Consider the following 25,956-nt stretch of genomic DNA (forward strand, 5'->3'; position numbering starts at 1 on the left):
ATTGTTTAAAGAGGCAGGGGGTAATGGGGGACGTGGGGGTGATGTTTGGGCTCTTGTTGTTGATGGCCTCAACACGTTGATTGATTATCGCTATAAGCAGCATTTTAGAGCAAAAACAGGGGGACATGGTAAGGGGCGTAACATGACGGGTGAAAAGGGTGATGATATCATCCTTAAAGTACCGATTGGTACGCAAATTTTTGAAGAAGATAATGAAACGTTAATCTGTGATTTAACAGAAGTTGGACAACGTTATCGTCTTGCAAAAGGAGGCAATGGTGGTTTTGGGAATCTTCATTTTACCACATCTACGAATCGAGCACCTCGCCGTGCAAATCTGGGTTTAGCTGGAGAAGAGCGCAGACTATGGCTTCGTTTGAAGTTAATTGCTGATGGTGGGCTTATTGGTTTACCAAATGCTGGAAAGTCAACTTTTTTAGCTTCTGTGACGGCTGCAAAACCAAAAATTGCGAATTATCCTTTTACCACTCTCCATCCTCACCTTGGTGTTGCACGCATTGATACGCGTGAATTTGTTTTGGCTGATATTCCTGGCTTGATTGAAGGGGCGCATGAAGGTGTGGGGATTGGGGATCGTTTTTTAGGGCATGTAGAGCGTTGTCGTGTTTTACTTCATTTGATTTCTGCGCAAGAAGAAGATGTAGCAAAAGCATATCATATTGTGCGGAATGAACTAGAGGCATATGGTAACAATTTGAGTGGTAAGACCGAAATTATAGCGTTAAGTCAGATGGATACTCTCACTGTTGAGGAGTGTAAAGCTAAACGAGAAGTTTTGCAAAGAGCAACCGGTAAATCTGTTATGATGTTTTCTGCGGTCAGTCGTGAAGGTTTAGAAAAAGTGCTACGTACTGTTGCTCATGTTATCGAAATGGCACGTAAAGAGGATGTTGATGGAAAAGAGCAGGATTGATTAAGATGGCGGTTGGATTACAAAAACTTGTGCACTATAAGCGCATTGTGGTCAAAGTTGGCTCTGCGCTTTTGGTTGATCCTCAGACAGGTTTACGGACTGAATGGCTCAACAGTTTGATAAGTGATGTTGCTCAGTTGCGCCAAAAAGGCGTTGAAATTTTATTAGTATCTTCAGGTGCTATTGCTTTAGGAAGGACATTGCTCCAGCTTTCCAAAGGAGCTTTGAAGTTAGAAGAGAGTCAGGCATGTGCTGCTTTGGGACAAATTGAATTAGCGAAAACATATAGTGACGCGCTTGCGCGATATGGATTAAAAACAGGTCAAATTTTACTTACTCTATTCGATACGGAAGAACGACGGCGTTATCTCAATGCACGCGCTACAATTAATGTACTTTTGCGTTTTGGAGCGATCCCCGTTATTAATGAGAACGATACTGTTGCAACAAGTGAAATTCGCTATGGTGATAATGATCGTTTAGCGGCACGTGTGGCAACAATGATGTGTTCGGATCTTTTGGTACTTTTATCAGATATTGATGGTCTTTATACAAAGTCTCCCCATTATGATCCAACGGCTGAATTTATTCCTTTTATTGCATCAATTACAAGCGATATTGAAAAAATGGCAGGTATGGCTGCTTCCGAGCTTTCTCGTGGAGGCATGAAGACCAAGCTTGATGCGGGAAAAATAGCGAATTCCGCTGGAACGGCGATGGTTATTACTTCGGGTAAGCGTATGAATCCTCTTGCGGCGATTGATAGGGGGGAACGCAGAAGTTTTTTTGCTGCCAGTGAGAAGCCTGTTAATGCCTGGAAAACTTGGATTTCTGGTCATTTGGAGCCATCTGGTATTTTAAAGATTGATCAGGGAGCGGTTAAGGCTCTTGAATCTGGGAAATCATTATTAGCTGCAGGAGTTATTGCAGTTGAGGGAAGATTTAATCGTGGAGATACGGTTGCGATTATTGATACAAATGGAGTTGAGATTGCGCGTGGACTTGTAAGTTACGGCAAAGATGAAGTTGTACGTATTATGGGGCGTAAAAGTGAAGACATTGAATCTATTCTTGGCTATGAAGCACGCTCTGCTATGGTACATCGTAATGATATGGTTTTACGCTGCTTGACCGATTCTGCTTAAAAAAGTTATCTTCTACCTTATTTATTGTTTTGGCAGATTGGATGATAGTACTATGGCTTTAAAAGAACAAATGAAGGAGATGGGGCTAAAAGCGCGTTATGCTGCCGCGATACTAGCTGTTATGTCTTCTGAACAAAAAAATAAAGCATTAGAAATGGTAGCTTTGAGTTTAGAAGCTCAGTCAGCTGAAATTTTACAAGCCAATCGTCAGGACTTAGTGAATGCTGCTCAGAATAATTTGAAGGCGGCGATGATTGATCGGCTCAAGTTAGATGAATTGCGTTTGCGTGCAATCATAGACAGTGTCCGCCAGATTGCTATTTTGCCTGATCCTATTGGGCAAGTGATGCGTGAATGGACATGTCCAAATGGACTTCATATAAGTCGTGTTTGTACGCCTTTTGGTGTAATTGGCATTATTTATGAAAGCCGACCAAATGTCACAATTGATGCAAGCGCTTTGTGTTTGAAGGCTGGAAATGCTGTAATTTTACGCGGCGGTTCGGATAGTTTTCATTCTGCTCATGCACTTCATTCAGCATTGGTGCAAGGATTAGAGTGGGCTGGTTTTCCTAAAGATGCCGTTCAAATGGTTGGAACGACAGACCGTGATGCCGTTGGAGAAATGCTTAAAGGTTTGGACGGTATGATTGATGTTATTATACCTCGTGGCGGAAAAAACCTTGTTGCACGTGTCCAGTCTGACGCACGTGTTCCAACTTTTGCACATTTAGAAGGGCTCTGTCATATTTATATTGATCAATCGGCAAATTTGAATATGGCGCGCAATATTGTTTTAAATGCGAAGTTACGACGAACAGGTATATGTGGTGCTGTCGAAACGGTTCTCATTGATCGTCAGGCATTAAAAAAGTTTCTTCCTGTTTTGACTGCATTACAGGAGAAAGGGTGTGAAGTTCGTGCAACAGAAGATATTGTTTTGCTTATGCCAGATCTCAAATTAGCTTCTGAAGAAGATTGGTCGCACGAATATCTTGATGCAGTTCTTTCTGTCAAAACAGTTGAAGGTATTGAGGGAGCTATTGCACACATTCAACGTTATTCATCAGGGCATACAGAATCGATTATTGCTGAAGATATGCGTGTGGTAAAAATATTTTTTGATCGTTTGGATTCGGCTATTTTGCTTCATAATGCGTCTACACAATTTGCTGATGGAGGTGAATTTGGTTTTGGAGCGGAAATTGGTATTGCAACGGGAAAAATGCATGCGCGTGGCCCTATAGGGGTTGAGCAGCTGACATCATTTCAGTATCACATTAAAGGAAATGGACAGGTTAGGCCTTGAAAGATCCGTTTTTTCTTTGGAAAAATCGTATGCCACATGTTGAAAGATCGAATGTTGTGGGGCTTTTTGGCGGATCTTTTAATCCGCCGCATGCTGGACATCTTCTTGTTGCAAAAAGTGCAATTCGCCGTTTGCGTCTCGATCAATTATGGTGGATGATAACTCCGGGAAACCCCTTAAAAGATTGTGCGCACTTACCCTCTTTAGATGAGAGAATGCGGCTAAGTATTGAACTCGTTGATCATCCGAAGATTCGCGTAACGGGTTTTGAACAGGCGATAGGCAGTAAGGTATCAAGTGATACGATTTCTCATATTCTGATGCATTGCCGCGGAGTACATTTTGTGTGGGTGATGGGTGCAGATAGTTTTGCAACGGTTCATCATTGGTATCGATGGCATGATATTGTATATATGCTTCCTATTGCAATTATCGATCGTCCTTTTGCACATATGTCAGCACTCTCTTCTCCTATGGCAAACATTTACCGTTCTTTTCGTGTAGATGAGAGAAAAAGTATACGATTACCTTTTATGAAGCCACCAGCTTGGACTTATTTACATGGGCCTTTATCTTTTCAGTCTTCAACGAATCTTCGTTTAAAGGAGAATAATTTTTCTTGAACATTTTATAAGATTCTGCTTCTTTTTGTATTCTAAACTATAAGAAAGGATATTTATCTGAAAAGCATTTCACAAAAACATTCTTACAGTATTGTATCTTCGACAGAAGAAACAATTTTTTTTGTCAGCGATGGTCTCAAGGTTATTCTTAAGAGTTTAGAGGATACAAAAGCAGAAGATATTGTTTCCATTGATATTCAGGGTAAGTCATCTTTAGCTGATTACATGGTTATAGCTTCAGCACATTCACAACGTCATATCTCTGCTGTTTCTGACCATTTGTTACGTACCTGGAAAGACAGTGGGTATAGCCTTGCAAGTGTAGAAGGACTTGCTGGAGGCGATTGGGTATTGATTGATACAGGTGATATTATTGTTCATCTTTTTCGTCCAGAAATTCGTCTCTTCTATAATTTAGAAAAAATATGGCTTTCTCCCGATTTAAATAATACAAAATCAGTTTTCTTTGGAGATCATTAGCATGCAAATTTCTATTTTTGCTGTTGGTCGTATGAAGAGGGGTGCAGAGTATAAATTGGTTGAGCATTATTTGGATCGTTTTTCTAAAATTTCTGGGGCTGTGGGATTTCATTTTAAAAAATTACAGGAGATATCAGAAAGTCGTGCTCAGACAGCGTATCAGCGTATGGAAGAAGAGGGAAAAAAGCTTATTGAGTTTTTGCCTGAAAAGTGTCGATTAATCGTATTGGATGAACGTGGAAAATCGATCTCATCATCCGCTTTTACTGAAAAGTTGGGGTTTTATCGTGATGAAGGTATCCGCGATCTCGTAATTGCTGTAGGGGGGCCTGATGGGCATAATGAACAGATAAGGAATCGTGCTGATTTCCTTTTGTCTTTTGGTTTTATGACGTGGCCCCATCAAATTGCGCGTATACTTCTTTCAGAGCAACTTTATCGTGCTGTAACAATTGCGAGTAACCATCCTTATCATCGTATTTAATATTTTTGTGCAATTTTTATCATTATTTGTGTATTTATTAATATTGTTTTAGCTGGCGTCATTTAAAGCATCGCTAGTTTGTGCGATAGTGCTTAATGGTTGGGCAAATGAAAAAGCTTCTTCATAGAAAAATGCAACATTTATATGAGGAATGCATGATATTTATTATGCTGTTCTTAAGTATGGGGTTTTGTTTTTCTGTATCGCATGCTGAAAATACAGTGAGGAGTGTAGAAGAAGCACATAAAGCGTTGGAAAAAATTCACCAGAATATTTCACTCTCGCGTGAGCAAGTTGCTTTTCTTACGCGTCAAGTTGAAGGTTTAAAAAAAGATCAGCGTGCTTTAAGTGATGCACTCATAAAAGCTGCTAGAGCAGAACGTGTAATAACAAATGATATTGCTGAAAGGGAAAAAAAGCTAAAAAAAATGATAGAAAAGCGGGTACAAGTTCACCAAAATTTAAAAAGTCGTCGCGCTGAATTTGCAGAAGTTCTTGCTATATTAGAACGTATGGGGTTAAATCCCCCTCCTGCTCTTATGGTACGGCCTGAGGATGTATTAGATTCTGTGCGCAGTTCTGTTTTATTAGGGGCTGTCGTATCTCAGATGCAAGAGAAAACGCGGGCTTTAAAAGAAAGTCTCCATGAGTTAACCAATTTAAGCAATTCAATTGCCATGGAATCTGCAGCATTAAAGATTAAAATGCAAAATCAAGCAGAGGAGCGGAAACGTTTAGAGCTTTTATTAGATAAAAAAGCAAAGTTACAAAAAAAATCAGAAGAAGAACTTACAGAGCAGAAACAGAGGAACGTTTTTCTTGCTAAAAAAGCGCATTCTTTAGAAGAATTAATTTTAGAGCTTGACCATCAATCAAAACTTAATTCTGATGTTTCAGTGTGGGTACGAGAAAATTTACAATTGTTAGAAAAGTCCAATTTTGAAAATCGAAAAGGTTCTTTGCTTTATCCTGTTTTGGGAACAAGAGTTCAGCATGCACATAATAATTCGCAGATGACACGCTTTGGTGAAGTAATTGAAACAGAAGCAGCAGCTGTTGTGATATCTCCTGCAGATGCTCTTGTTGCTTTTGCTGGGCCATTTCGTTCTTATGGACAATTAATTATTCTTAATGTTGGAAATGGCTATCATATCGTTCTTATTGGAATGTCAAAAATCAACGTCACGCAGGGACAATTTGTTCTTGCAGGTGAACCGCTTGGAACGATGGGGATGCAATTTATTGCGAATAGTGTTGCATTGGATATAGGCAAAACTGCTCCAATGCTTTACATTGAGTTTCGGAAGCAGGGAAAATCTATAAATCCAACTCCTTGGTGGCGGACTGAAAAAACGAAAAGGAACCGAAATGATTCGTAAAGTTATTCTTTTGGTCGCTGGGGTATTGCTCGGCGCCAGTTCAATGATAATGGTGCAGTCTGTTGCTGCCAATAATGAAAATGATGCGTATAGAGAGCTGGCCCTATTTGGCAATATTTTTGAGAAAGTACGTAGGCAATATGTGACGATTCCGGATGATAAAAAGCTTATAGAAAATGCTGTCAATGGAATGCTCACATCACTTGACCCCCATTCATCTTATATGAATGCACAAGAAGCCAAGGAGATGCGGGATTCTACGAAGGGAGAATTCGGAGGACTTGGTATTGAAGTTACTATGGAGAAAGGCCTCATTAAAGTTGTTTCTCCAATGGATGATACACCTGCTTCAAAAGCAGGTATTTTAGCGGGAGATCTCATTTCAAAAATTGATGGTGTACAGACGAACGGTCATACATTGAATGAAGCTGTTAATAAGATGCGGGGAACTCCTGGAACCCCCATTACGTTGACAATTATTCGTTCTGGTGTTGACAAGCCGCTCGAAATTAAGGTTATTCGCGATATCATTAAAATAAAGGCAGTAAAATATCGCGTTGAAGATGATCTTGGTTATCTAAGAATCATTCAGTTTTCTGAGCAGACTTTTGGTAATCTTCAAGCTGCGATTAAAGATATTCAGTCTCATATTCCTCAAGATAAGTTGAAGGGGTATGTCCTTGATTTGCGGCTTAATCCTGGTGGGCTTTTAGACCAGGCTGTTAGTGTTTCGAGTGCCTTTCTTAATCAAGGTGAGATTGTATCGACCCGTGGGCGTAAAAAGAATGATGTGACGAGATTTGACGCTAAGCCAGGGGATATCACCAATGGAAAACCTCTCATCGTTCTCATTAATGGTGGCTCGGCAAGTGCTTCTGAAATTGTTGCAGGTGCATTACAAGATCACCGTCGTGCGACAATTTTAGGTACACAATCTTTTGGTAAGGGGACTGTTCAAACGATTATTCCTTTGGGCGAAGATGGTGCTTTACGTTTAACGACAGCGCTTTATTATACGCCGTCTGGTACTTCAATTCAAGGAACTGGCATTACACCTGATATTATTGTAGAGCAACCACTGCCTGAAAAATATAAAGGTTATGATGTAAAGCTTGGTGAATCTGCATTAAAAGGGCATATCAAAGGGAAGCGAGAAGATAAAAAAGGATCTGGTTCAGCGGCTTTTGTTCCACAAGACCCTAAGGATGATGTTCAATTGCATGAGGCTTATAAGTTGTTACGGGGTGAAATGGCAAATGTGGCATTTCCACCAGATCCCAATAAGGATATTTTAAAGTAAGAAAGAATATGTATAGCCTACAGTTTGGGGTATAATTGAATGGATGATGCAGTGATTAATATGAAAACTCTTCCTTATAGGAAGGGTGTTGGGATGGTTGTATTTAATCATACAGGTAAAGTTTGGGTCGGGCGCCGTTTAATGACGGGCATTCGTCCTAATACTGAAATGTCTTATCGTTGGCAGCTTCCTCAAGGGGGGATTGATGAGAATGAAGGGCCGTTAAATGCGGCATGTCGTGAACTTTACGAAGAAACGGGTATCCGATCTGTAAAATTGGTTAAGGAAGCACAGAATTGGTTTCATTATGATTTTCCACAAGAACTTGTTGGATGCAAGTTAAACGATAAATATTGTGGACAAATACAAAAATGGTTTGCTTTTCAGTTTACGGGAGATGTGTCTGAAATTGCAATAAATCCCCCGCCGGATGGTAATAAAGCGGAGTTCGACCAGTGGAAATGGGTTGATCTAGAAACTCTTCCTTCTATTGTTATTTCTTTTAAAAAGCATGTCTATAGGAAAATTGTCAATGAATTTCGAGGTAGCCTTAGAGGATTATAAAAGCTATATAATTATAGAAAGCTCTTTTTTTAGCGAGATGCTTTATAGTATGTATAATCATTAAAAGATAATAAAAATGTTTCTCTTTTATGTAAAGAACTGGAATATAAGATGAAAAAAATATTTAATTTACTTATGGTTTTTACTCTTTTGAGTGTTTCTTCTATAGCATTTGCATCAGATCCAAAGCCAGCTGTAACAAAATCTGCAGCAGCTACATTGCCTAATGGTGCTTCTTCTTTGACTGAGGCCTACGGTTTGTGGAATGTTAGCTGTAGTGTGCAGGAAGGAAGAAAAGTTTGTTTCATGGGCCGTCAAGAAGTGAATGATCAGGGTCGTGTGGTTGTGGCTATGAACGTTATGCTCAATGCTGATGGCGTGGTATCTGGTAGTTTAATAGTTCCTTTTGGTGTTTTAGTTTCTAAGCCTATCCGTTTACAAGTTGATGAAGGCAAAGCCGTTATCGAAACTGGTATTCGGACTTGTGTACCAGCAGGTTGCATGGTTCCAGTAGTTTTTGACAAAAACTACGTGACGGCTTTACGTGGTGGAAAGCATTTGAAGTTGGCTATGACAATTGCCGCTCCAGGCGAACCACCTTTGAATGATTTGTTTATTCAGCTGAATGGTTTTAGCAATGCCCTTAATCGTTTGACTGCTTTGCAGAAATAATTTTAAAAAATACGACAAAAACGGCCTTTTAGGGCCGTTTTTAGTTTAAACGCTTTTTATAGTAACTTTACGGTTAAGACAACAAGATTACTTTATAAGGAAAGTTCAGAGTTTTCTGAATGTTCCCAGATTGTTCGTCGTTACTTCATGTTTTGGCAGACTATTTTTTATTCTGACATTTATTTTTTCGGTTTCATCATCATGATAATACAGGGATGAAGAATGAGGATGTTTGGATTTTCTATTCATGGAAAAAAGGATGTTGAAGTATAAAGCCATTATCCAATAAACTGATTTATTTTCATAAAAGCTCTATGTGTGATTTTCTGTAATTGAAAGAGGGATAAAGCATGATTTATACCTTACTTAAGGTGATTGATTTTATTTTTGATGTTTATACTTACGTTTTAATCGCAAGAGTTATCGTTTCTTGGCTTTATGTATTTAATATTATAAATACGCGCAATCGCTTTGTTGCTTTGATAGGGAACTTTCTATATCGCCTTACAGAGCCAGTTCTAGGTCGTATCCGGCAGAGTTTGCCAAATCTTGGAACACTTGATATTTCACCTGTTATAGCGTTCATCGTTATTTATTTTACGCGTGTTTTCATGTGGTACGCTTATACAAATATATATCTATAAAAAGGCTACATGAGACGAATAAAGATGTTTTATCAAAGCGATACACATGGTTTAATTCTATTTGTACATCTCACTCCAAAGGCTTCTATTGATCGGATAATGGGAGTTGAGTGTAGGGATGATGGAAAGCAATATTTGGTTATACACCTCCGTGCTATTCCTGAAGATGGAAAAGCAAATAGAGCTCTCATTAAATTTTTAGCGAAGCAATGGAAAATTCCATCTTCTTGTATTTATTTAAAAAGTGGTGCAACATCTCGCTATAAACAGCTTCACTTCTCAATACATTTGGAAAAGCTAAAGCAGATATGGTTCTCTTTAGGAGAGTGTACCTCAAGATAAAAGCCCATTCAAAAAAACAGGCTTTATTTGTAATCACTACATCTCTTTATTGCACTTAATAGCTTGCTTGATCAATTCATGTGCAAAACTTTTATCACGCCATCCTTCAATTTTCGCCCATTTTCCAGGCTCAAGGTCTTTGTAATGTTCGAAAAAATGCTCAATTTGTTTTAGTGTAATTTCAGGCAGATTTGTATAGTCATGGATATTGATATAGCGTTTTGTTAATTTAGAACTAGGAACAGCAATAATCTTTTCATCTTTACCACCATCATCTTCCATAATGAGAGCTCCAATGGGGCGAACATTGATGACACAACCGGGAAGGAGTGGACGCGTATTACAGATAAGAACATCTATAGGATCACCATCATCTGAAAGTGTATGTGGAATAAAACCATAATTTCCTGGATAAACCATTGATGTATGAAGAAAACGATCAACAAATAATGCCTCTGATTTTTTATCCATTTCATATTTTATTGGTTGACCACCAAGGGAGACTTCTACAATGACATTGATATCTTCTGGCGGATTTTTGCCAACGGGGATTTCTTTAATATTCATGTAAATATCCTTTCTGGGATGAAGCTAAGTATAATAAAATATTTGACTGAGAAAGCCATAAAATTAGCTTGAAGTTGATGCACGTATTTTTTCAAAACGTTTGCGTTCATTAGGATCCAGATAAAGTTTACGCAGACGAATATTTTTAGGAGTCACTTCTACAAGTTCATCATCTTGTATCCATGACAAGGCACGCTCTAATGTCATTTTAAGTGGAGGGGTCAATTTTACGGCTTCATCTTTTCCAGAAGCGCGCATGTTGGTGAGTTTTTTTCCTTTTAAAACATTCACTTCTAAGTCGTTATCCCGTGAATGAATACCGATAATCATACCTTGATAGACTTTAACACCAGCATCGATTATCATAGGTCCACGATCTTCAAGATTAAAAAGAGCATACGCGACAGATTCACCATGATCATTTGAAATCATGACACCATTAACACGGCCACTAATGTCTCCTTTATAAGGTTCATAGGCATGGAAAAGACGGTTTATAATGGCTGTACCACGTGTATCGGTTAAAAGCTCAGATTGGTAGCCAATAAGTCCTCGCGTTGGTGCGTAAAAGACGAGACGGACACGATTTCCTCCAGAAGAACGTAATTCAACCATTTCGCCTTTACGTTCAGACATTTTTTGAACAACAGTTCCAGAATATTCCTCATCAACGTCGATAACAACTTCCTCGATTGGTTCAAGAGTGCTTCCATTTTCATCTTTTTGCATAACGACACGTGGACGCGAAACGCTCAGCTCAAATCCTTCACGGCGCATATTTTCAATGAGAACGGCAAGTTGCAATTCTCCTCGTCCTGAAACGTAAAAGGAATCTTTATCGGCTGATTCTTCAATTTTAAGAGCTACATTTCCTTCCGCTTCTTTAAGCAGACGATCACGGATAACACGGCTTGTTACTTTATCTCCTTCAGTTCCCGCAAGGGGACTATCATTGACAAGAAAGCTCATAGTAACAGTGGGAGGATCAATGGGTTGAGCAGTAAGAGGCTCAGTGACGGAAGGATCACAGAAAGTATCCGCAACGGTACCTTTTTGTAGACCTGCAATTGCTACAATATCACCAGCACCACTTTCTTCAATAGGCTGCCGTTCCAGACCACGAAATGCCAAAATTTTCGAAATACGTCCAGTTTCTAGTATCTTTCCATCTTGCCCAAGAACTTTGATACTTTGATTAGATTTTATAGAGCCTGAATGAATACGGCCTGTAATAATCCGTCCAAGAAATTGATCTGCTTCAAGAATAGTTCCGATCATACGGAATGGTCCCTCTGCTACACTAGGAGAAGGGACATGGCGAGTTACGAGATCAAACAAAGGACTAAGTCCTTGATCTTTTGGTCCTTCGGGCGATTCAGCCATCCATCCATCACGACCTGATCCGTACAGAATGGGAAAATCAAGCTGTTCATCGGTTGCATCAAGAGCAGCAAAAAGGTCAAAAACCTCATTAATAACTTCATCAGCACGTGCATCAGCGCGATCAATCTTATTGATAGCGACAATCGGGCGTAAACCTACTTTCAATGCTTTTCCAACAACAAATTTTGTTTGCGGCATTGGACCTTCAGCGGCATCAACAAGCACAATTGCTCCATCAACCATGTTCAAAATACGTTCGACTTCTCCACCAAAATCAGCGTGGCCCGGTGTGTCAACAATGTTAATTCGGGTATCTTTCCAAACAACAGATGTGACTTTTGCTAGGATTGTAATTCCGCGTTCTTTTTCAATGTCGTTTGAATCCATCATACGCTCACTGGTACGCTGATTATCGCGAAAGTTTCCTGATTGCTTGAGAAGCTCGTCTACGAGCGTTGTTTTGCCATGGTCAACATGGGCAATGATGGCGATATTGCGCAATTGCATAAATTTTCTTCTTTTCGTTTAATGAAATTTCGTTTAAGCCAACGTTTTTGTGGGCCTTACTTCAATCTTACAAGACCTTTTACATGTTTTTTTATAATTTTGGAAGATGGAGGAAATATTTTTATGGTAAGGCGTTTGCAGAGACTTTTGAGATTCTGTTGATTTAGAAAATTTTCCAAAAAAATTTTCGATACGTAAGCACTTCATATGGAATATGTGCTAAGAAAACAAAGAGTATCCATTTGCTCTTTTGTAATAAAGTTCGCACCTTAGTTTTTTCTTGTCAATAAATATCTAAATTCAATGAAGTTATATTTTAGAAGATTATCGGTTTATAATAAATAGAGTGATCATTATTTTCTCTATTAATTTACATTGCTCAATACAAAGAATACTTTTTCATTTATTATGAATGAAAAAAATCAGTTATTTGCACATTAAAAGTAAAGATTGATATGTGGAAAAATTATTTGAGAAAGAATGAAACATGTGTCCAATAAACTGTCTTAATACAAAAGTAATTGTAGCATTAGGAACTGAAAAATAAACTGATAGCGCTAGCTTATATGTATTTTCTTTCACATTGCACTTGTTCTCATCTTTAATGGATACAGATTCTCTCTTCTAAAATTGCTTTTATAGAGATGTTTCTCTCTTGATTTGCTATTGAACAATTTTTACTCAATCCATAATAAAAAGCATTTCAAATCATGAATTATGACGGCATACAGAGATCCTGTCTAAGATATGTGGTGCTATTTTATGTTTTTAAAAATCATGTTTTTTCTAACCATTGCTTACAGAGAAGAAATTTAAAGTTATATAAGGTGCGTTTGTATCCCCTATTATAGCAGAGTTCCAGACAAAATAAGGGAAGCAACAGAAAAGTAGATCACAATTCCCATCACATCCACTAAAGTTGCGACAAGAGGAGCTGAAGCACTTGCTGGGTCGAACCCAAAACCTTTAAGGATAAAGGGAAGCATAGAGCCGGATAAAGAACCAAAGGTGACAATTCCAACTAAAGCTGTGCCCACTGTTATGGCAATGAACATCCAATGTTCACCATAGTTATAAATACCGAACTCTTGCCAAAGAGCAATACGCACCATTCCAATAACTCCCAGTAAAAGGCCAAGGGATATCCCTGCTGGAATTTCACGGATGATAATTTTCCACCAGTCTTTGAGTGTGAGTTCACGTAAAGCGAGTGCACGAATAATAAGTGATGTAGCTTGCGAACCAGAATTTCCTCCTGAACTCATGATAAGAGGAATAAACAGTGTAAGAGTGATTGCTTTTTCGAGTTCTGTTTCAAAATACTGCATAGCGCTTGCGGTTAACATTTCGCCAAGAAAAAGGAGTGCAAGCCAACCACCACGTTTTTTCATCATCCCGAGAAAATTGATCTGCATATAAGGTTTATCAAGGGCTTCCATACCCCCAAACTTATAAGCATCTTCACTCATTTCATCGACCATTGTGTCAAGTACGTCATCAACTGTCACAATACCAATAACATGATTACTCTCATCAATTACCGGTACAGAGAGAAGATCGTGGCGCTGAAAAAGACGTGCAATATCTTCATGATGTGTAAAGGGGGATATCGCTATGGGTGTGTCATGTGTAGAGACGTTTAAAATTTTATCATCTGGTGAAGCAAGAATAAGGTTACGCAGTGAAACAGCTTTGAGAAGAGTTCCCGTTTTGGGGTCAATCACATAGCTTGTATAGACTGTCTCACGTGTTCGTTCGACGTCGCGAATGTGATCCAGAGTTTTTTTTACGGTCCAGTTTGCGGGGACAGCTATAAACTCTGTAGTCATCAGTGCACCGGCTGTATGATCAGGATAACTGGTAAGTTTTTTTAGTTCAGCACGCGTTAAGGGTTTGAGCAATGCATAAAGCCGCGTACGGGTTTCTTTATCCATTTCCTGAAAAACGTCGGCAGCGGCGTCAGCAGACATGCCATCAAGAATTTCTACGGAACGATTAACAGGGAGAAGTTCAAGAATAGCTGCTGGCTGCTCAAGCTCTGGTTTATCAAAGAGTTCAATGGTATAATCCAGAGGTAAAAGGCTTAAGATAGCTATGCGTTCCATAATATCGAGACCATTGATAATATCAATCGAATCGGCAAAATGATAATTTTTCAATTCTTCGGCAAGAGCTTCAGGAGAAGAATTTTTGAAGTCGAAGGTCGTTTTAATTTCAGTCATAACAAAGTACCTTCCGAAAAATTGAAGAATTATAAATTCAGATCATAGATAAGATAAGATAAAACAAAATTCTAAAAATTTTAAAAAAAACGTTCCCCAATTGCACTCTTCCAATTGTTAATATTTAAAATAAAGTCAAGGATAGATTGCAGGTTATAAACAATTTCATGAATAAAGTATGTAGGATTCACATTTTTGTTTATCTCCTCATAACAAAGATATCCTTTAGTTCTGCTCTTAAAAGAGAGACCTAAAAGGTATTTTTGAAGTTCAATAAATAAATTTAGTATATTATCAATTTATGTCGTGAAGGTAATCATTATTACATTAAATTTATAATGGAGAGAGTGTGTTATGACAAAAGCAGCAGTGCTGGACTGGAAGGGATTTTCGGGGCTTCCGGATTTTTTTTCAATAAGTGATGAAGATTTTAAACCCGCTTTTGAAAAAGCTCTTCAAGAAGCAGAAGAAGAACTAGAGATGATTGCGAGAGTGAAAGAACCACCAACGTTTGAAAATTTTTTGCAACCTTTTGAACTTTCTGGCAAAGCACTTGATCGTGTATGTTCAATATTTTTCTTGCGTTCAGGTGCACATAGTAACGCGTTGATTCAGCAGTTAGAACGAGAGTTTGTTGTAAAACTTTCTCATTATTCTTCGAAAATAATGATGGATGCACGAATATTTGCCAAAATGGATGCACTCTATAAACAATCAAAGCAGGGCATGTATGATAGTGAAACAACACGTGTGCTTGAATTATGGTGGAAAAAATTCGTTTGTAATGGTGCAAAACTTGATGAAGAAAGTAAAGAACGACTTGTAAAAATTAATGAGAAGCTTGCCTTTTTAAGTGCTACTTTTGGCCAGCATGTCTTAAAAGATGAAGCTGAATGGATTTTACTTTTAAAACAGACAGATTTATCTGGTTTGCCTGATGATCTTATAGCTTCAATGAAGGAAATTGCGCGAGCGAGAGGTCATGAAGGTGCTTATGCATTAACCTTAGCACGTTCAATTGTTGAGCCTTTTCTAAAATTCTCTCATCGTCGTGATTTGCGTGAGAATGCATTCCAAGCTTGGGTTAAACGTGGGGAAAATAATAATGAAAATGATAATTGCGCTATTATTTCAGAGATTATTGCACTGAGAGATGAGAAAGCTAAATTATTAGGATATAAATCCTTCGCAGATTTAAAACTTGATAATACTATGGCAAAAAGTGTTGATGCGGTTATGGATTTACTCACGCCTGTGTGGGAACGAGCAAGAGCTAAGGCTTCTAGTGAACAAATTGAATTGCAGAACTTTGCAAATAATCAGGGAAGCAATGAAACTTTAAAGGCGTGGGATTGGCGTTATTATGCTGAAAAACTTCGCTCTGAAAAATTTTCTTTTGATGGTTCTGAAATTAAATATTATTTTCAGCTTGATCGCATGATTAAAGCGGCTTTTGGAGTAGCAGGAAAACTCTTTGGCATTACATTTGAAGAAAAAAGTGATGTTACACTTTGGCATCCTGATGCACGTTTGTGGGAAGTAAGAAAATCTGATGGAAGCTTGCTTGGACATTTTATTGGTGATTATTTTGCGCGTCCTTCAAAACGGTCTGGTGCATGGATGAACGGACTGCAATCCCAACATAAATTGGCTGGCGGACAAAAGCCTATTATCTACAATATTTGTAATTTTGCTAAGCCACCCAAAGGTGAGATTGCTCTTTTATCACTTGAAGATGCACGTACGCTTTTTCACGAATTTGGTCATGCATTGCATGGTTTGCTTTCTGATGTAACATGGCCATCTGTATCAGGAACATCCGTCTCGCGCGATTTTGTTGAATTTCCATCTCAGCTTTACGAACATTGGTTAACAGTACCAGAAGTTTTAAAATCTTATGCGACACATACAAAAACAGGGCTTCCTATGCCACAAACATTGATGGATAAAGTTTTATCTGCACAGATATTTAATGCTGGTTTTGCTGCAGTTGAATTTATCTCATCGGCTCTAGTGGATATGGCTTTTCATCAGGGAAAAACGGTAACTGATCCAACAATATTTGAGCGTCAGGAATTAGAAAAGTTGCAAATGCCCAACACTATTACTATGCGTCATCGTCCTGCACATTTTACGCATATATTTTCAGGAGATGGTTATGCCGCTGGCTACTATTCTTATATGTGGTCGGAAGTACTCGATGCTGATGCTTTTCAAGCTTTTGAAGAAACAGGTGATGTTTTTAATTCGGAACTTGCTGATCGCTTAAAGCGTTTTATTTATTCTGCTGGAGGAAGCCGTGATCCAGAGGAACTCTATAAAGCATTTCGGGGACGATTACCTTCACCAGAAGCTATGATAAAAAAACGTGGGTTGTAAGAGATGACGGTATGGTGTGAGCCATACCGTTGTTGTGTTCTTTTCTACGGTTGGGGTTTATGCAAAATTATGGTCATATAAACGGGAGTTTTTCATTTGTGGAGCAAATGAAAATTTCGTACTTTAAAGTTATCAGGGGAAAGAAAAATTATCAGCACGATCTTTTTGATGACCATTTTCCGGAGGCCACGATCTTTTTATGAATCTTTGATCGATTTTATTGATTAATTCAGTATTTTGTTGTGCTATATCATGAAGGCTCATAGGAGATTGACGTTCAATCTTTCGTGCTGCTTGCGTAAATTTTAGAGTATTGAGATTGACCAAAAGTGGATTTTCATGGGGAAGTGTATGAAAATTTAAAATATTTTCCAATTTTTTTTCTAAATAAGAAGCAAGTTTTCTTTTTCCTTCAGGGGTAAAATTCATACCATCATGTGCACGTAATCTAACGACTTTTCCGTTTATATCATAGCCTGAAAAAGAAAATTGTCCGCGTTCATCAATGAAAGCATTCCAAATATCGATAAAATATCCTCCTGCTGCTTCTGTTTTTTGTTTGTAGAGCTCATTAAGAATTTTCATTTTTTGTGTCAAATTATCATTTCCAAAAGCAGGTTGTCCCATCCATATCCACGGTTTCCCTGAAATATGAAGGTTTTCAGCAATTTCGGAAATTCTCTGCTTGTAGGCATTGAGCCATTCTGGCTGCATTGTATTGAATACGCCATAAGACGTTGTTATTGGTTGATTATCATTAGCACCAATCACTATGATAATAACGTCGGGTTTATTTTTATCAATGAGCTTAGAAATATGACTTTTCCAAGAAGTTTGATCAGTGCGGACCAAACCAGAATTCGGTATCGTATGATTTATGATGATAATATCACGATTATCCATAAAAAACTTCTTAAGCGCATCGGCAACAGCAGAAGCTACAAAGTCCCCTATAACGAGAATGCGTTTTGCATTTTCTTTTTTTATTTTTTGTACGGATTTTTGTGTTACAGTCTTTTTTTGTGGTTTGTATCTCTTCTGTTCTATAATTTGTGGGTGTTGTTGTGGTTGCTCTTGTTTGTTCTGTTCTACCAACCATTTAAAAAAATTCGTCGCTTTACTTGGAGATGGTTGTATGACACTTACAACGAAGAGCGAGAACAACAAGAAGATTAAGTATATCGGGCATGAATACGACAAATACTTTACTCCAAATTATTGTTTTCGAAGAAGAAAAAGAACTTCACGAGTTGGATATCCATTAGCCGTTAAGCCGTGTCGTAGTTGAAAAGCTTTAAGTGCTTTTCGAGAGACGGTACCGATTTTGCCATCAATTTCTCCTTTATAATAGCCAAGTGCCATTAAGCGAGATTGCAATTCTTTGCGCTCATGGAAAGTAAGAGGTTCGAATGGTCTTTGCCAATCCTGAATCAATCCAGGATGTCCAGCAATGCGGTTAGCGAGAAGGGCGACCGCGAAAGCATAGCGATCTGCATTATTATAACGTTTAAGCACAAAGAAATTTTTTGTTACTAAAAATATCGGCCCTTTTAGTCCATCTGGATATTTCAATATTGCACGTTCAGGTGATAAAGGCAAAGGCTGTCCGTTCGCGTGTTTTACACCTAGCTTTGCCCATTGCTCAAAGGAATGCCAATCTTCGGGGAGGTTTTTCCCTTGTGGCAATTTAACTTCTACTCCCCAAGGAAGGTTAGGTTGCCAACCATTCATGTGGAGAAGATTAGCAGCAGTAGCTAAAGCATCTGGGACAGAAGTCCAGATATCACGTCGTCCATCTCCATTCATGTCAATGGCGTAGGCAAGATAACTGCTTGGAATAAATTGCGTATGTCCCATTGCACCGGCCCAAGATCCAGTAAGTTGTACACGTCTAATTTCACCGCTTTGGAGAATTTTCATGGCAGCAATGAGTTGTGCCTGTGCATATTTTGCACGTTTTTTATCAGCATAGGCTAGGGTTGCAAGTGAGCGAATGGTATCACGCATTACACCTTTATTTGCTAAAATTTTTCCATAATTGCTTTCCATTGACCAAATAGCTAGGAGAATATTACGGTCAACACCAAAACGTTGCTCAATTTGAGGCAACCACTTTTGCCATTTTTGAGCTTGGCGCTGTCCTTCCACAATCGCAATATCATGAACACGATTGTCGAAGTAGTTCCATGAAGGATCAACAAATTCTGGTTGATATGCGGCCCTTTTTAAGACTTCTGGATCAATTGCACTGATACCTTGAAAAGCTATATCAAACGTGGAGGATGAAATATTGTTGGCAAGAGCTGTTTTTCTAAATTCTTTAATCCAGTATTTAAAACCACTATCAGCGTGTAAAAATTGTGCAAAAAACATGTAAAAAGCGGTAAAACCTATGATAAGAGTTCCTCGATTGATCAATTTCTTTAAAGAAGAAAAAGTTTTAGATTCTGTTTTTTGCATTTTTAAATTCCCCTTAATATTTAAATATTTTAATACGCAAAACATTATTTTGTATTTGGTGTTATTGACGATGTTATCAAGCGTATAAAAAAGCTAAAACAAATTATTTGTTTAAGGGAATGTTCTCAATGGATTATTATACTCTTGCATCTCTTTCCTGTCCATTATAATGGCAATCAAAACAATAAGATATCTTTTTTACCATTTGGTAAAAACATATGTTAAATGAATTTATAAAGCTATACGATGAATGAGGGGTAGGAGGGTGTAAATGTGTAAAATCCGGAAAGCAGTATTTCCCGTGGCTGGTCTTGGTACACGTTTTCTTCCTGCAACAAAAACAATTCCTAAAGAAATGCTGACTGTTGTTGATAAGCCGGTTATTCAATATGTTGTAGATGAGGCTCGTGAAGCTGGTATTGAGCATTTTATCTTTGTTACTGGGCGCAATAAAGCAGTCATTGAGGATTATTTTGATGCGCAAGTTGAATTATATACAACCCTTGCAGAACGTGGTAAAAGAGAAGAACTTGAACATTTGCACGATTTACAACCTCCACCTGGTACGACTTCTTTTACGCGCCAACAGCAGCCTTTAGGGTTAGGGCATGCCCTTTGGTGTGCACGTGAGTTGGTTGGAGAGGAGCCTTTTGCTTTATTGTTACCGGATATGCTTATACAAGCTAAAAAGGGATGTCTTTCTGAGATGATAAATCTCTATAAGGAAACCGGTGGAGGAAATATTATTGCTGTTCAGGAGTGCGATCCTGAAGAAGTGCATAAATATGGTATTGTTGGAAAAGGCAAGCAGATAGCAAACGGTTTTAAAATTACAAAAATGATAGAAAAACCAACAAAAGGAACAGCGTCATCAAATCTGTACATCAATGGACGTTATATTTTACAACCAGAAATTTTTAACATTCTCTCTAATCAAAAACGAGGAACGGGAAATGAAATTCAATTAACAGATGCAATGGTGAGGCTTTTAAGTGAGCAGGATTTTTTTGGTTTCCAATTAGAAGGACTTACCTTTGATTGTGGTTCTAAAACTGGTTTTATTGAAGCCAATGTTGCATTCTCTTTGGCACGCGCTGATATGCATTGCCAAGTCTCTGCCTCATTAAAAAATTTACTAGAAACCATTAAAGTTGAAAAATGATGTAGATCTCTCATTTAATTTCATTTATCATATTTGATTATGACAATACAAGCTTCTCATATAGCTTTGCAGGGTGCTATCACATCAGCGTTAAAAACTCTTGCAAGTGAAAAACAAGGTCTAAAGGCGCTTGAAGTAGCTCTTCTTGGAAATCTTTCTTCTTCCTTTAAAACTGCTGTTCAAACCATCAGGAATGCTAATGGCCATGTGGTGATTACTGGTCTTGGGAAGAGCGGTCATATAGGTACAAAAATTGCTGCAACCCTAGCTTCGACGGGGACGCCTGCCTTTTTTGTTCATGCTGCAGAAGCCAATCATGGTGATCTTGGTATGATTGGATCTGATGATGTTATTCTCGCCTTATCATGGTCTGGTGAAACTTTGGAATTAAGTGGTATTATTAAGCATGCTGCACGTTTTCGCATACCACTTATTGCCATGACATCGGGTAAAAACTCTGTATTAGGACGACAAGCTGATATTGTACTTTTATTGCCAAAAATAGAAGAGGCTTGTCCTCATGGTCTTGCTCCTACAACTTCAACCATTATGCAATTAGCGATGGGAGATGCATTAGCTGTTGCTCTTTTAGAAATGCGTGGCTTTAGTGCAACGGATTTCAAAATTTATCATCCTGGTGGCTCGCTCGGTGCAAGCCTAAAATATGTGCGTGATATTATGCATGAGGGTGATCGTATTCCTTTAGTTGCACAGGGAGCAACTATGACTGAAGCGATGCATGTTTTGGTTGAAAAACATTTTGGATGTGTTGGTGTTGTGAATCAAAAAGGTGAGCTGATCGGGATTGTGACCGATGGTGATCTTGCACGCAACATTCACTTTAACTTATCAAAATTTAATGTTGATGAGGTGATGACAAAAAATCCTAAAATTGTGGAGCCAAATACGTTGGTTGGTGCTGCAACAGCGTTTATTAATGATCACCATATTGGAGCTTTTTTTGTAGTTGAGAACAAAAAACCAGTGGGAATTGTTCATTTCCATGATCTTTTGCGTATTGGTGTGGTGTAAGTTGGAGTACACACATCAAATTGGGTTTTGTTCCAGAATAAAATAGATTTAAAAACAAAAAGATAAAACTCTGTTCGACGACAACCGGGGATATTTCTTGGAAAAAATGGTTTCTTGAACATACCATAGTATTTGCAGGTTTTATCGTTAGAATGCGGTATCAGTATTTTATGTATTTTAGAGAAAACCCCTTATCAAGGGGAGAGATTATACTTCCTGATTATGCGACTTACCATGTTTCCAAAAGAAGCCAGGGCTTTTATTTTATCAAAGTTTCCTATTAAGAGAAAACTGTGATCCTGTATGTGATGTGCAAAGAAGTTTCATTGCATCCCGTGATATCATACACTCGACTTTGGATACGGTTCCACGAAGAATGGAGCGTATTTCAATTTCTATATTTTGAGCACTAACATAATTATATGTGCCTTCTGATAGTTTTTCTTCAGTATCTGCTGCATGTGTTTCAAAAACACCATTGCGAAAAAAAGAAATAATGCCGTTTTCATCAACCCATTTACCATCAATTCCAGCTGGTATATTTTGCCCGTAATATTGTGAAAAGATGCAGGCACTTAATACCAAAGCGGTAATGGTAAGATATAAAATACGGCAGATATGTTTCATTTGTTTTACTCTATTTATATTATTTTATTCTCTAGCCTCTATAACATTGTTAAATTACTTCACGAGTCAAGATGAAAAATTTGATAAAAATCAATGAAAAAGCAAAAAAATAGAAAAAAATGCCTTAATGTTGTATTTAATTAGCAGCTTGATGAAATTCGTAGATGAAACACAAGAGGTGAAATATTTCTTATGGTTTACAACAATTTTTACATTAAGCCGTTTAATAGTCTCAAGGGAGATTATTGAAATTATGGTTGGTCCCATTCTTGTTGCGAGTGAAGATTATGGAAGACGTATAGAACTTTCTGCTATGCTCCGAGGTTTTGGTCACCGTGTTATTGAAGCAGAAAATGGACTCCGTACGATCGATCTTTTACACAGACGCAAAAATATTGTGCTTGCACTCCTTGATGTTGCGATGAGTGATTTGAGTGTGGGTGATTTGATTAAAATGATTAGGGTTGCTGGTGTTTCTGTTCCTATTGTTGTGATAGCACAACAAGAGAATCAAGGTTTACTCCAGAAAGCTTTAGCAGCTGGGGCTATTGATTATTGGATTCATCCAGTTACATCATTACGGTTAAGAGTTACTCTGGATACTCTTGCTCTTATTTCTGCATTAGAGCGTGAGGTTCGTTATATTAGGCGCAAAAATGAGAATCATTTACGATTTTCTGACCTCTGCATAAAAAGTAAGGCAATGCAGATAGTTCTGGAACAATCGAGGAATGCAGCAGCTTCTTTACAGAATCTTTTGATAGAAGGTGAAGGTGGAACTGGTCGTGAAACACTGGCACGCATTATTCATCATGAAGGTTTGTTATCGGATGGGGCTTTTATTCGCTTCCAATGTTCAGCTATCGTTGACCCAGAGGAGGAAGAGCGTCAGTGGTTTAAAGAATTTTTGCCACTGGTCTCTGCTCTTGAAAAGGGGACTCTTTGTCTTTGTGATGTTGATCGACTCGAGCCCATACAGCAAAAGCGTTTCGCTGGTTATCTTCAGGAGAGGGAAAAGATAACAAAGAACAATACTCCCCCTTTCCGGATCATAGCTATTTCAGCATCTCGGCTTTCAGATTTGGTTAAAGAAGATTATTTTTCGCGCAGTTTGTTTGAACAGCTTTCTCAATTATCAATCGGTGTTCCTGCTTTGCGGGAATTGAGAGATGATTTTCCAGAGCTTACGCAACGTTTGATCGACCGCATTATTACGGAAACGGGCCGGTCGCATGTGCATGGTTTAGCGGGATCAGCTCTTTCCTTGCTTATGCAGTATGATTGGCCTGGTAATCGTGGTGAACTTGAGAATTTTCTATTTCGTGCAGTTTTACTCAGTGAGGGGCCATTGTTAACTGTGCGGGATTTTCCCCAATTGATGGGGAATCCGTTGATAAGCGTTCCAAATATTATTGAAAGTGATGTTCAAGAAGATCATGAACAGGAATCCATACAATTTTTAAATGCTGATGGGCATGTTCGCACTTTTGCAGAGATGGAACATGATATTATCGAAAAAGCGGTTCAACATTATAAGGGACATATGAGTGAGATTGCTCGCCGTCTTCATATCGGGCGTTCTACGCTTTATCGAAAAATAGAGGAATTGAGAGTAAAGAAAAGCCAAGAACGCAATTAAAATCCGTAACAGATTTCCATTTATGAGAGGCGTGATTTTCAGAAAAACTGAAGTAGCTTTTAGTGAAGGCAGGGAAGGGATTTTGGTTTTTAAAAGAAATATTCTTTGTTATAAATCTTAGATATTGAAGATAGTCTTGAAGACTTAATAAGTACTGAATTATTTGCAATTATCTTTTCTTATTTTAGTTTTCACAACGTTAGTTCGATTTATATTCATTTAAGATGAGAGATAACTTTTATACTTTTTAGTATGAGAGCTAAAATTCTGAAATCATTGATATTGGGTTTATATTCTCTTAAGCAAGAGATGGTATTCCATCTGTTGCAATGATTAAGACATGATCGTTAATTTTAATGTTGTGATCCGTATCGGGGGCTATACGGTGTCTTAAAAATGGAAAGTTTATTCTCTTTGACTCTGTTACAAATTGCTATCGATTTTATCATATTTTTTTTTATTGCGTCTGTGTTGGCGATTTATACATATGGACGTTTTGTGAAAAGTGCTAGAGGGGTATGTTCTTATGCATTAGCTGTTAAGAAAGATGAAACCAAGCTTGACCGTATAATCAGCCTATTGGCAGAGGAGAGGGATGGATTAGGGGTTGATAAAGACGCCCTTTCACTCATCATCAGCAATTTGGATGCGTTTTGTGTTCGTGCAATAGGCGCAGCACAGGCGGGACGTAGTCTTGATCTGATGTATTATATTTGGGATGATGATTTAACGGGACGTTTATTATTAAGTGAAATAGTGGAGGCAGCTGATCGTGGTGTTCGAGTACGTCTTCTTTTAGATGATATTAATGCTCAGGCACGTGATCCAGCTTATATTGCACTGGATAAACATCCTCATATTGAGGTCAGAATGTTTAATCCAGGACTATCACGTAAGGGGGGATTACGCCGTGGCTTAGAGATTATATTGCGGGCAATTACCGTAACACGCAGAATGCATAATAAAGCTTTTATTGTGGATGGTCGAGTAGCTTTTGTAGGAGGACGTAATCTTGCAGATTCTTATTTTGATGTTGGTGAGGAATCACATTTTCGAGATTTGGATCTGATGTTAATCGGTCCTTCGGTTAAAAAGGTGGAAACTGTTTTTGATGACTTTTGGAATAGTGCTGTGGTTTTGCCGATTCATACTTTGGTTGCTCCTAAAACTGCAGGTGACCTTGGTTATTGGAAGGATAAATTACGACAATTTCGTGATTCCAAAGCTGCAAAGGTTTATTTAGATTATGTCAAAAAGCATATTAATTTTGATTTTTTTCTCCAGACAGGAAAGCGGTTATTTTTAGCAGATAAAGTTGTTGTTCTTTCTGATCCTCCAGAAAAAGCATTGCGTAAAAAGTCGGGAAATTGGCTCATAAAGGCACTTTCACAGGTTATTGGAGATGCTAAAAAAACGGTCCAAATTACATCACCTTATTTTGTTCCTGGCAAGGTAGGCACACAGAATTTTAGCAATTTGGTTTTAAAGGGTGTTGATGTAAAAATTCTTACAAATTCTTTAGCAGCCACTGATGTAGCACTGGTGCATGGTGGTTATGTACCATATCGTAAAGCACTCTTAAAAAATGGTGTTAAACTTTATGAGTTAAAGCCAGATGGAAACACGCACGGATTGCGGCTCTTTCGATCGAGTAGGACAAGTTTACATACCAAAGCTTTTTTGGTTGATCGTAAAACTGCGTTTATTGGATCTTTAAACTTTGATCCCAGATCAGCTGCACTGAATACAGAAATGGGTATTCTTTTTGAATGTGAACCGATTACAGCAATGCTAGATTTGCTTTTTTCTGAAGAAACAACAGGTGAAATGAGTTATCATCTCCGTCTTGGGGATAATAACCGTATTTACTGGGATTTTATTGAAAATGAAAAACAGTACAGCATAGATTATGAGCCAGAAAGCAAATTTTGGCGCCGCGCGTTTTCAAAAATAATAAGTTGGCTGCCCATTGAATCGCAATTGTAGATTTTATAAGCTATAATAAAAAAATTATTTTTATTTTTTTTGTAAAATGGCATATTTTTGTGCCAATCCACAACGTATGAAAACCGCAGTTGTTATTTTAAAGCACCTTGCGGTAT

23 protein-coding genes are annotated in these 25,956 nt (G+C 38.1%); 17 read left to right on the plus strand and 6 right to left on the minus strand.

Annotation, left to right across the window (positions count from 1 at the left end; genetic code table 11):
* The 12 genes from obgE to J7R07_RS00060 form a co-directional block, all read left to right on the plus strand.
* On the plus strand, positions 1 to 934 hold a 934-nt coding region (gene obgE, locus J7R07_RS00005), incomplete at its 5' end, for a GTPase ObgE (protein ID WP_208434914.1).
* 5 nt (positions 935 to 939) lie between these two features.
* Positions 940 to 2,079, plus strand: a complete 1,140-nt coding sequence (proB, locus tag J7R07_RS00010) for a glutamate 5-kinase (RefSeq protein ID WP_208434915.1) — start codon at positions 940 to 942, stop codon at positions 2,077 to 2,079.
* A gap of 52 nt (positions 2,080 to 2,131) precedes the next feature.
* A complete protein-coding gene (locus tag J7R07_RS00015; RefSeq protein ID WP_208434916.1) occupies positions 2,132 to 3,388 on the plus strand; it encodes a glutamate-5-semialdehyde dehydrogenase in 1,257 nt (418 codons plus the stop codon).
* A 29-nt stretch (positions 3,389 to 3,417) separates the two neighbouring features.
* Positions 3,418 to 4,011: a nicotinate-nucleotide adenylyltransferase gene (locus J7R07_RS00020; protein ID WP_208434917.1), complete on the plus strand. Its 594-nt coding sequence runs from the start codon at positions 3,418 to 3,420 to the stop codon at positions 4,009 to 4,011.
* Positions 4,012 to 4,062: 51 nt separating this feature from the next.
* Positions 4,063 to 4,491: a ribosome silencing factor gene (gene rsfS / locus J7R07_RS00025; RefSeq protein WP_208435279.1), complete on the plus strand. Its 429-nt coding sequence runs from the start codon at positions 4,063 to 4,065 to the stop codon at positions 4,489 to 4,491.
* A gap of 1 nt (position 4,492) precedes the next feature.
* Positions 4,493 to 4,975 (plus strand): 23S rRNA (pseudouridine(1915)-N(3))-methyltransferase RlmH, encoded by a 483-nt coding sequence (rlmH, locus tag J7R07_RS00030; protein WP_208434918.1) that lies wholly within the window; start codon positions 4,493 to 4,495, stop codon positions 4,973 to 4,975.
* A 95-nt stretch (positions 4,976 to 5,070) separates the two neighbouring features.
* Positions 5,071 to 6,354, plus strand: coding sequence for a murein hydrolase activator EnvC family protein (locus J7R07_RS00035; RefSeq protein ID WP_208434919.1), 1,284 nt, complete (start codon positions 5,071 to 5,073; stop codon positions 6,352 to 6,354).
* A complete protein-coding gene (locus J7R07_RS00040; RefSeq protein WP_208434920.1) occupies positions 6,344 to 7,654 on the plus strand; it encodes a S41 family peptidase in 1,311 nt (436 codons plus the stop codon). The genes J7R07_RS00035 and J7R07_RS00040 overlap by 11 nt, the downstream gene beginning before the upstream one ends.
* Positions 7,655 to 7,693: 39 nt before the next feature.
* Positions 7,694 to 8,218, plus strand: coding sequence for an RNA pyrophosphohydrolase (locus tag J7R07_RS00045; RefSeq protein ID WP_208434921.1), 525 nt, complete (start codon positions 7,694 to 7,696; stop codon positions 8,216 to 8,218).
* A gap of 111 nt (positions 8,219 to 8,329) precedes the next feature.
* Complete coding sequence (locus J7R07_RS00050; protein ID WP_208434922.1) at positions 8,330 to 8,890, plus strand: invasion associated locus B family protein; 561 nt, start codon at positions 8,330 to 8,332, stop codon at positions 8,888 to 8,890.
* A 350-nt stretch (positions 8,891 to 9,240) separates the two neighbouring features.
* Entirely contained in the window at positions 9,241 to 9,534 is a 294-nt protein-coding gene (locus tag J7R07_RS00055) for a YggT family protein (protein WP_208434923.1), read from the plus strand.
* 24 nt (positions 9,535 to 9,558) lie between these two features.
* A complete protein-coding gene (locus tag J7R07_RS00060) occupies positions 9,559 to 9,876 on the plus strand; it encodes a DUF167 domain-containing protein (RefSeq protein ID WP_208435280.1) in 318 nt (105 codons plus the stop codon).
* A 36-nt stretch (positions 9,877 to 9,912) separates the two neighbouring features.
* Here J7R07_RS00060 and ppa read toward each other — a convergent pair whose 3' ends face one another.
* The 3 genes from ppa to mgtE form a co-directional block, all read right to left on the minus strand.
* A complete protein-coding gene (gene ppa / locus J7R07_RS00065) occupies positions 9,913 to 10,443 on the minus strand; it encodes an inorganic diphosphatase (RefSeq protein ID WP_208434924.1) in 531 nt (176 codons plus the stop codon).
* 63 nt (positions 10,444 to 10,506) lie between these two features.
* Positions 10,507 to 12,333, minus strand: a complete 1,827-nt coding sequence (gene typA, locus J7R07_RS00070) for a translational GTPase TypA (protein WP_208434925.1) — start codon at positions 12,331 to 12,333, stop codon at positions 10,507 to 10,509.
* Between the two features lie 845 nt (positions 12,334 to 13,178).
* Positions 13,179 to 14,555, minus strand: a complete 1,377-nt coding sequence (gene mgtE / locus J7R07_RS00075) for a magnesium transporter (RefSeq protein WP_208434926.1) — start codon at positions 14,553 to 14,555, stop codon at positions 13,179 to 13,181.
* A 354-nt stretch (positions 14,556 to 14,909) separates the two neighbouring features.
* Between mgtE and J7R07_RS00080 the strand changes: the two genes are divergently transcribed.
* Positions 14,910 to 16,934 carry a M3 family metallopeptidase gene (locus tag J7R07_RS00080; RefSeq protein ID WP_208434927.1) on the plus strand — a complete coding sequence of 675 codons (2,025 nt, stop codon included), beginning with the start codon at positions 14,910 to 14,912 and terminating at the stop codon, positions 16,932 to 16,934.
* 132 nt (positions 16,935 to 17,066) lie between these two features.
* Here J7R07_RS00080 and J7R07_RS00085 read toward each other — a convergent pair whose 3' ends face one another.
* Complete coding sequence (locus J7R07_RS00085; RefSeq protein ID WP_208434928.1) at positions 17,067 to 18,134, minus strand: SGNH/GDSL hydrolase family protein; 1,068 nt, start codon at positions 18,132 to 18,134, stop codon at positions 17,067 to 17,069.
* A gap of 15 nt (positions 18,135 to 18,149) precedes the next feature.
* Positions 18,150 to 19,394 carry a lytic murein transglycosylase gene (locus J7R07_RS00090; protein WP_208434929.1) on the minus strand — a complete coding sequence of 415 codons (1,245 nt, stop codon included), beginning with the start codon at positions 19,392 to 19,394 and terminating at the stop codon, positions 18,150 to 18,152.
* 271 nt (positions 19,395 to 19,665) lie between these two features.
* Between J7R07_RS00090 and galU the strand changes: the two genes are divergently transcribed.
* Positions 19,666 to 20,556 carry a UTP--glucose-1-phosphate uridylyltransferase GalU gene (gene galU / locus J7R07_RS00095; RefSeq protein WP_208434930.1) on the plus strand — a complete coding sequence of 297 codons (891 nt, stop codon included), beginning with the start codon at positions 19,666 to 19,668 and terminating at the stop codon, positions 20,554 to 20,556.
* A 39-nt stretch (positions 20,557 to 20,595) separates the two neighbouring features.
* Entirely contained in the window at positions 20,596 to 21,588 is a 993-nt protein-coding gene (locus J7R07_RS00100) for a KpsF/GutQ family sugar-phosphate isomerase (protein ID WP_208434931.1), read from the plus strand.
* 267 nt (positions 21,589 to 21,855) lie between these two features.
* Here the strand turns inward: J7R07_RS00100 and omp10 are convergent, their stop codons facing one another.
* Positions 21,856 to 22,215, minus strand: a complete 360-nt coding sequence (omp10, locus tag J7R07_RS00105; protein ID WP_208434932.1) for an outer membrane lipoprotein Omp10 — start codon at positions 22,213 to 22,215, stop codon at positions 21,856 to 21,858.
* Positions 22,216 to 22,468: 253 nt separating this feature from the next.
* Here omp10 and J7R07_RS00110 point away from each other — a divergent pair, with 253 nt between their 5' ends.
* Positions 22,469 to 23,854 (plus strand): sigma-54-dependent transcriptional regulator, encoded by a 1,386-nt coding sequence (locus J7R07_RS00110; protein ID WP_208435281.1) that lies wholly within the window; start codon positions 22,469 to 22,471, stop codon positions 23,852 to 23,854.
* 414 nt (positions 23,855 to 24,268) lie between these two features.
* Positions 24,269 to 25,840 carry a phospholipase D family protein gene (locus J7R07_RS00115; protein ID WP_208435282.1) on the plus strand — a complete coding sequence of 524 codons (1,572 nt, stop codon included), beginning with the start codon at positions 24,269 to 24,271 and terminating at the stop codon, positions 25,838 to 25,840.
* Positions 25,841 to 25,956: the final 116 nt, after the last annotated feature.

Source organism: Bartonella phoceensis (assembly GCF_902825145.1).
GTDB lineage: Bacteria > Pseudomonadota > Alphaproteobacteria > Rhizobiales > Rhizobiaceae > Bartonella > Bartonella phoceensis.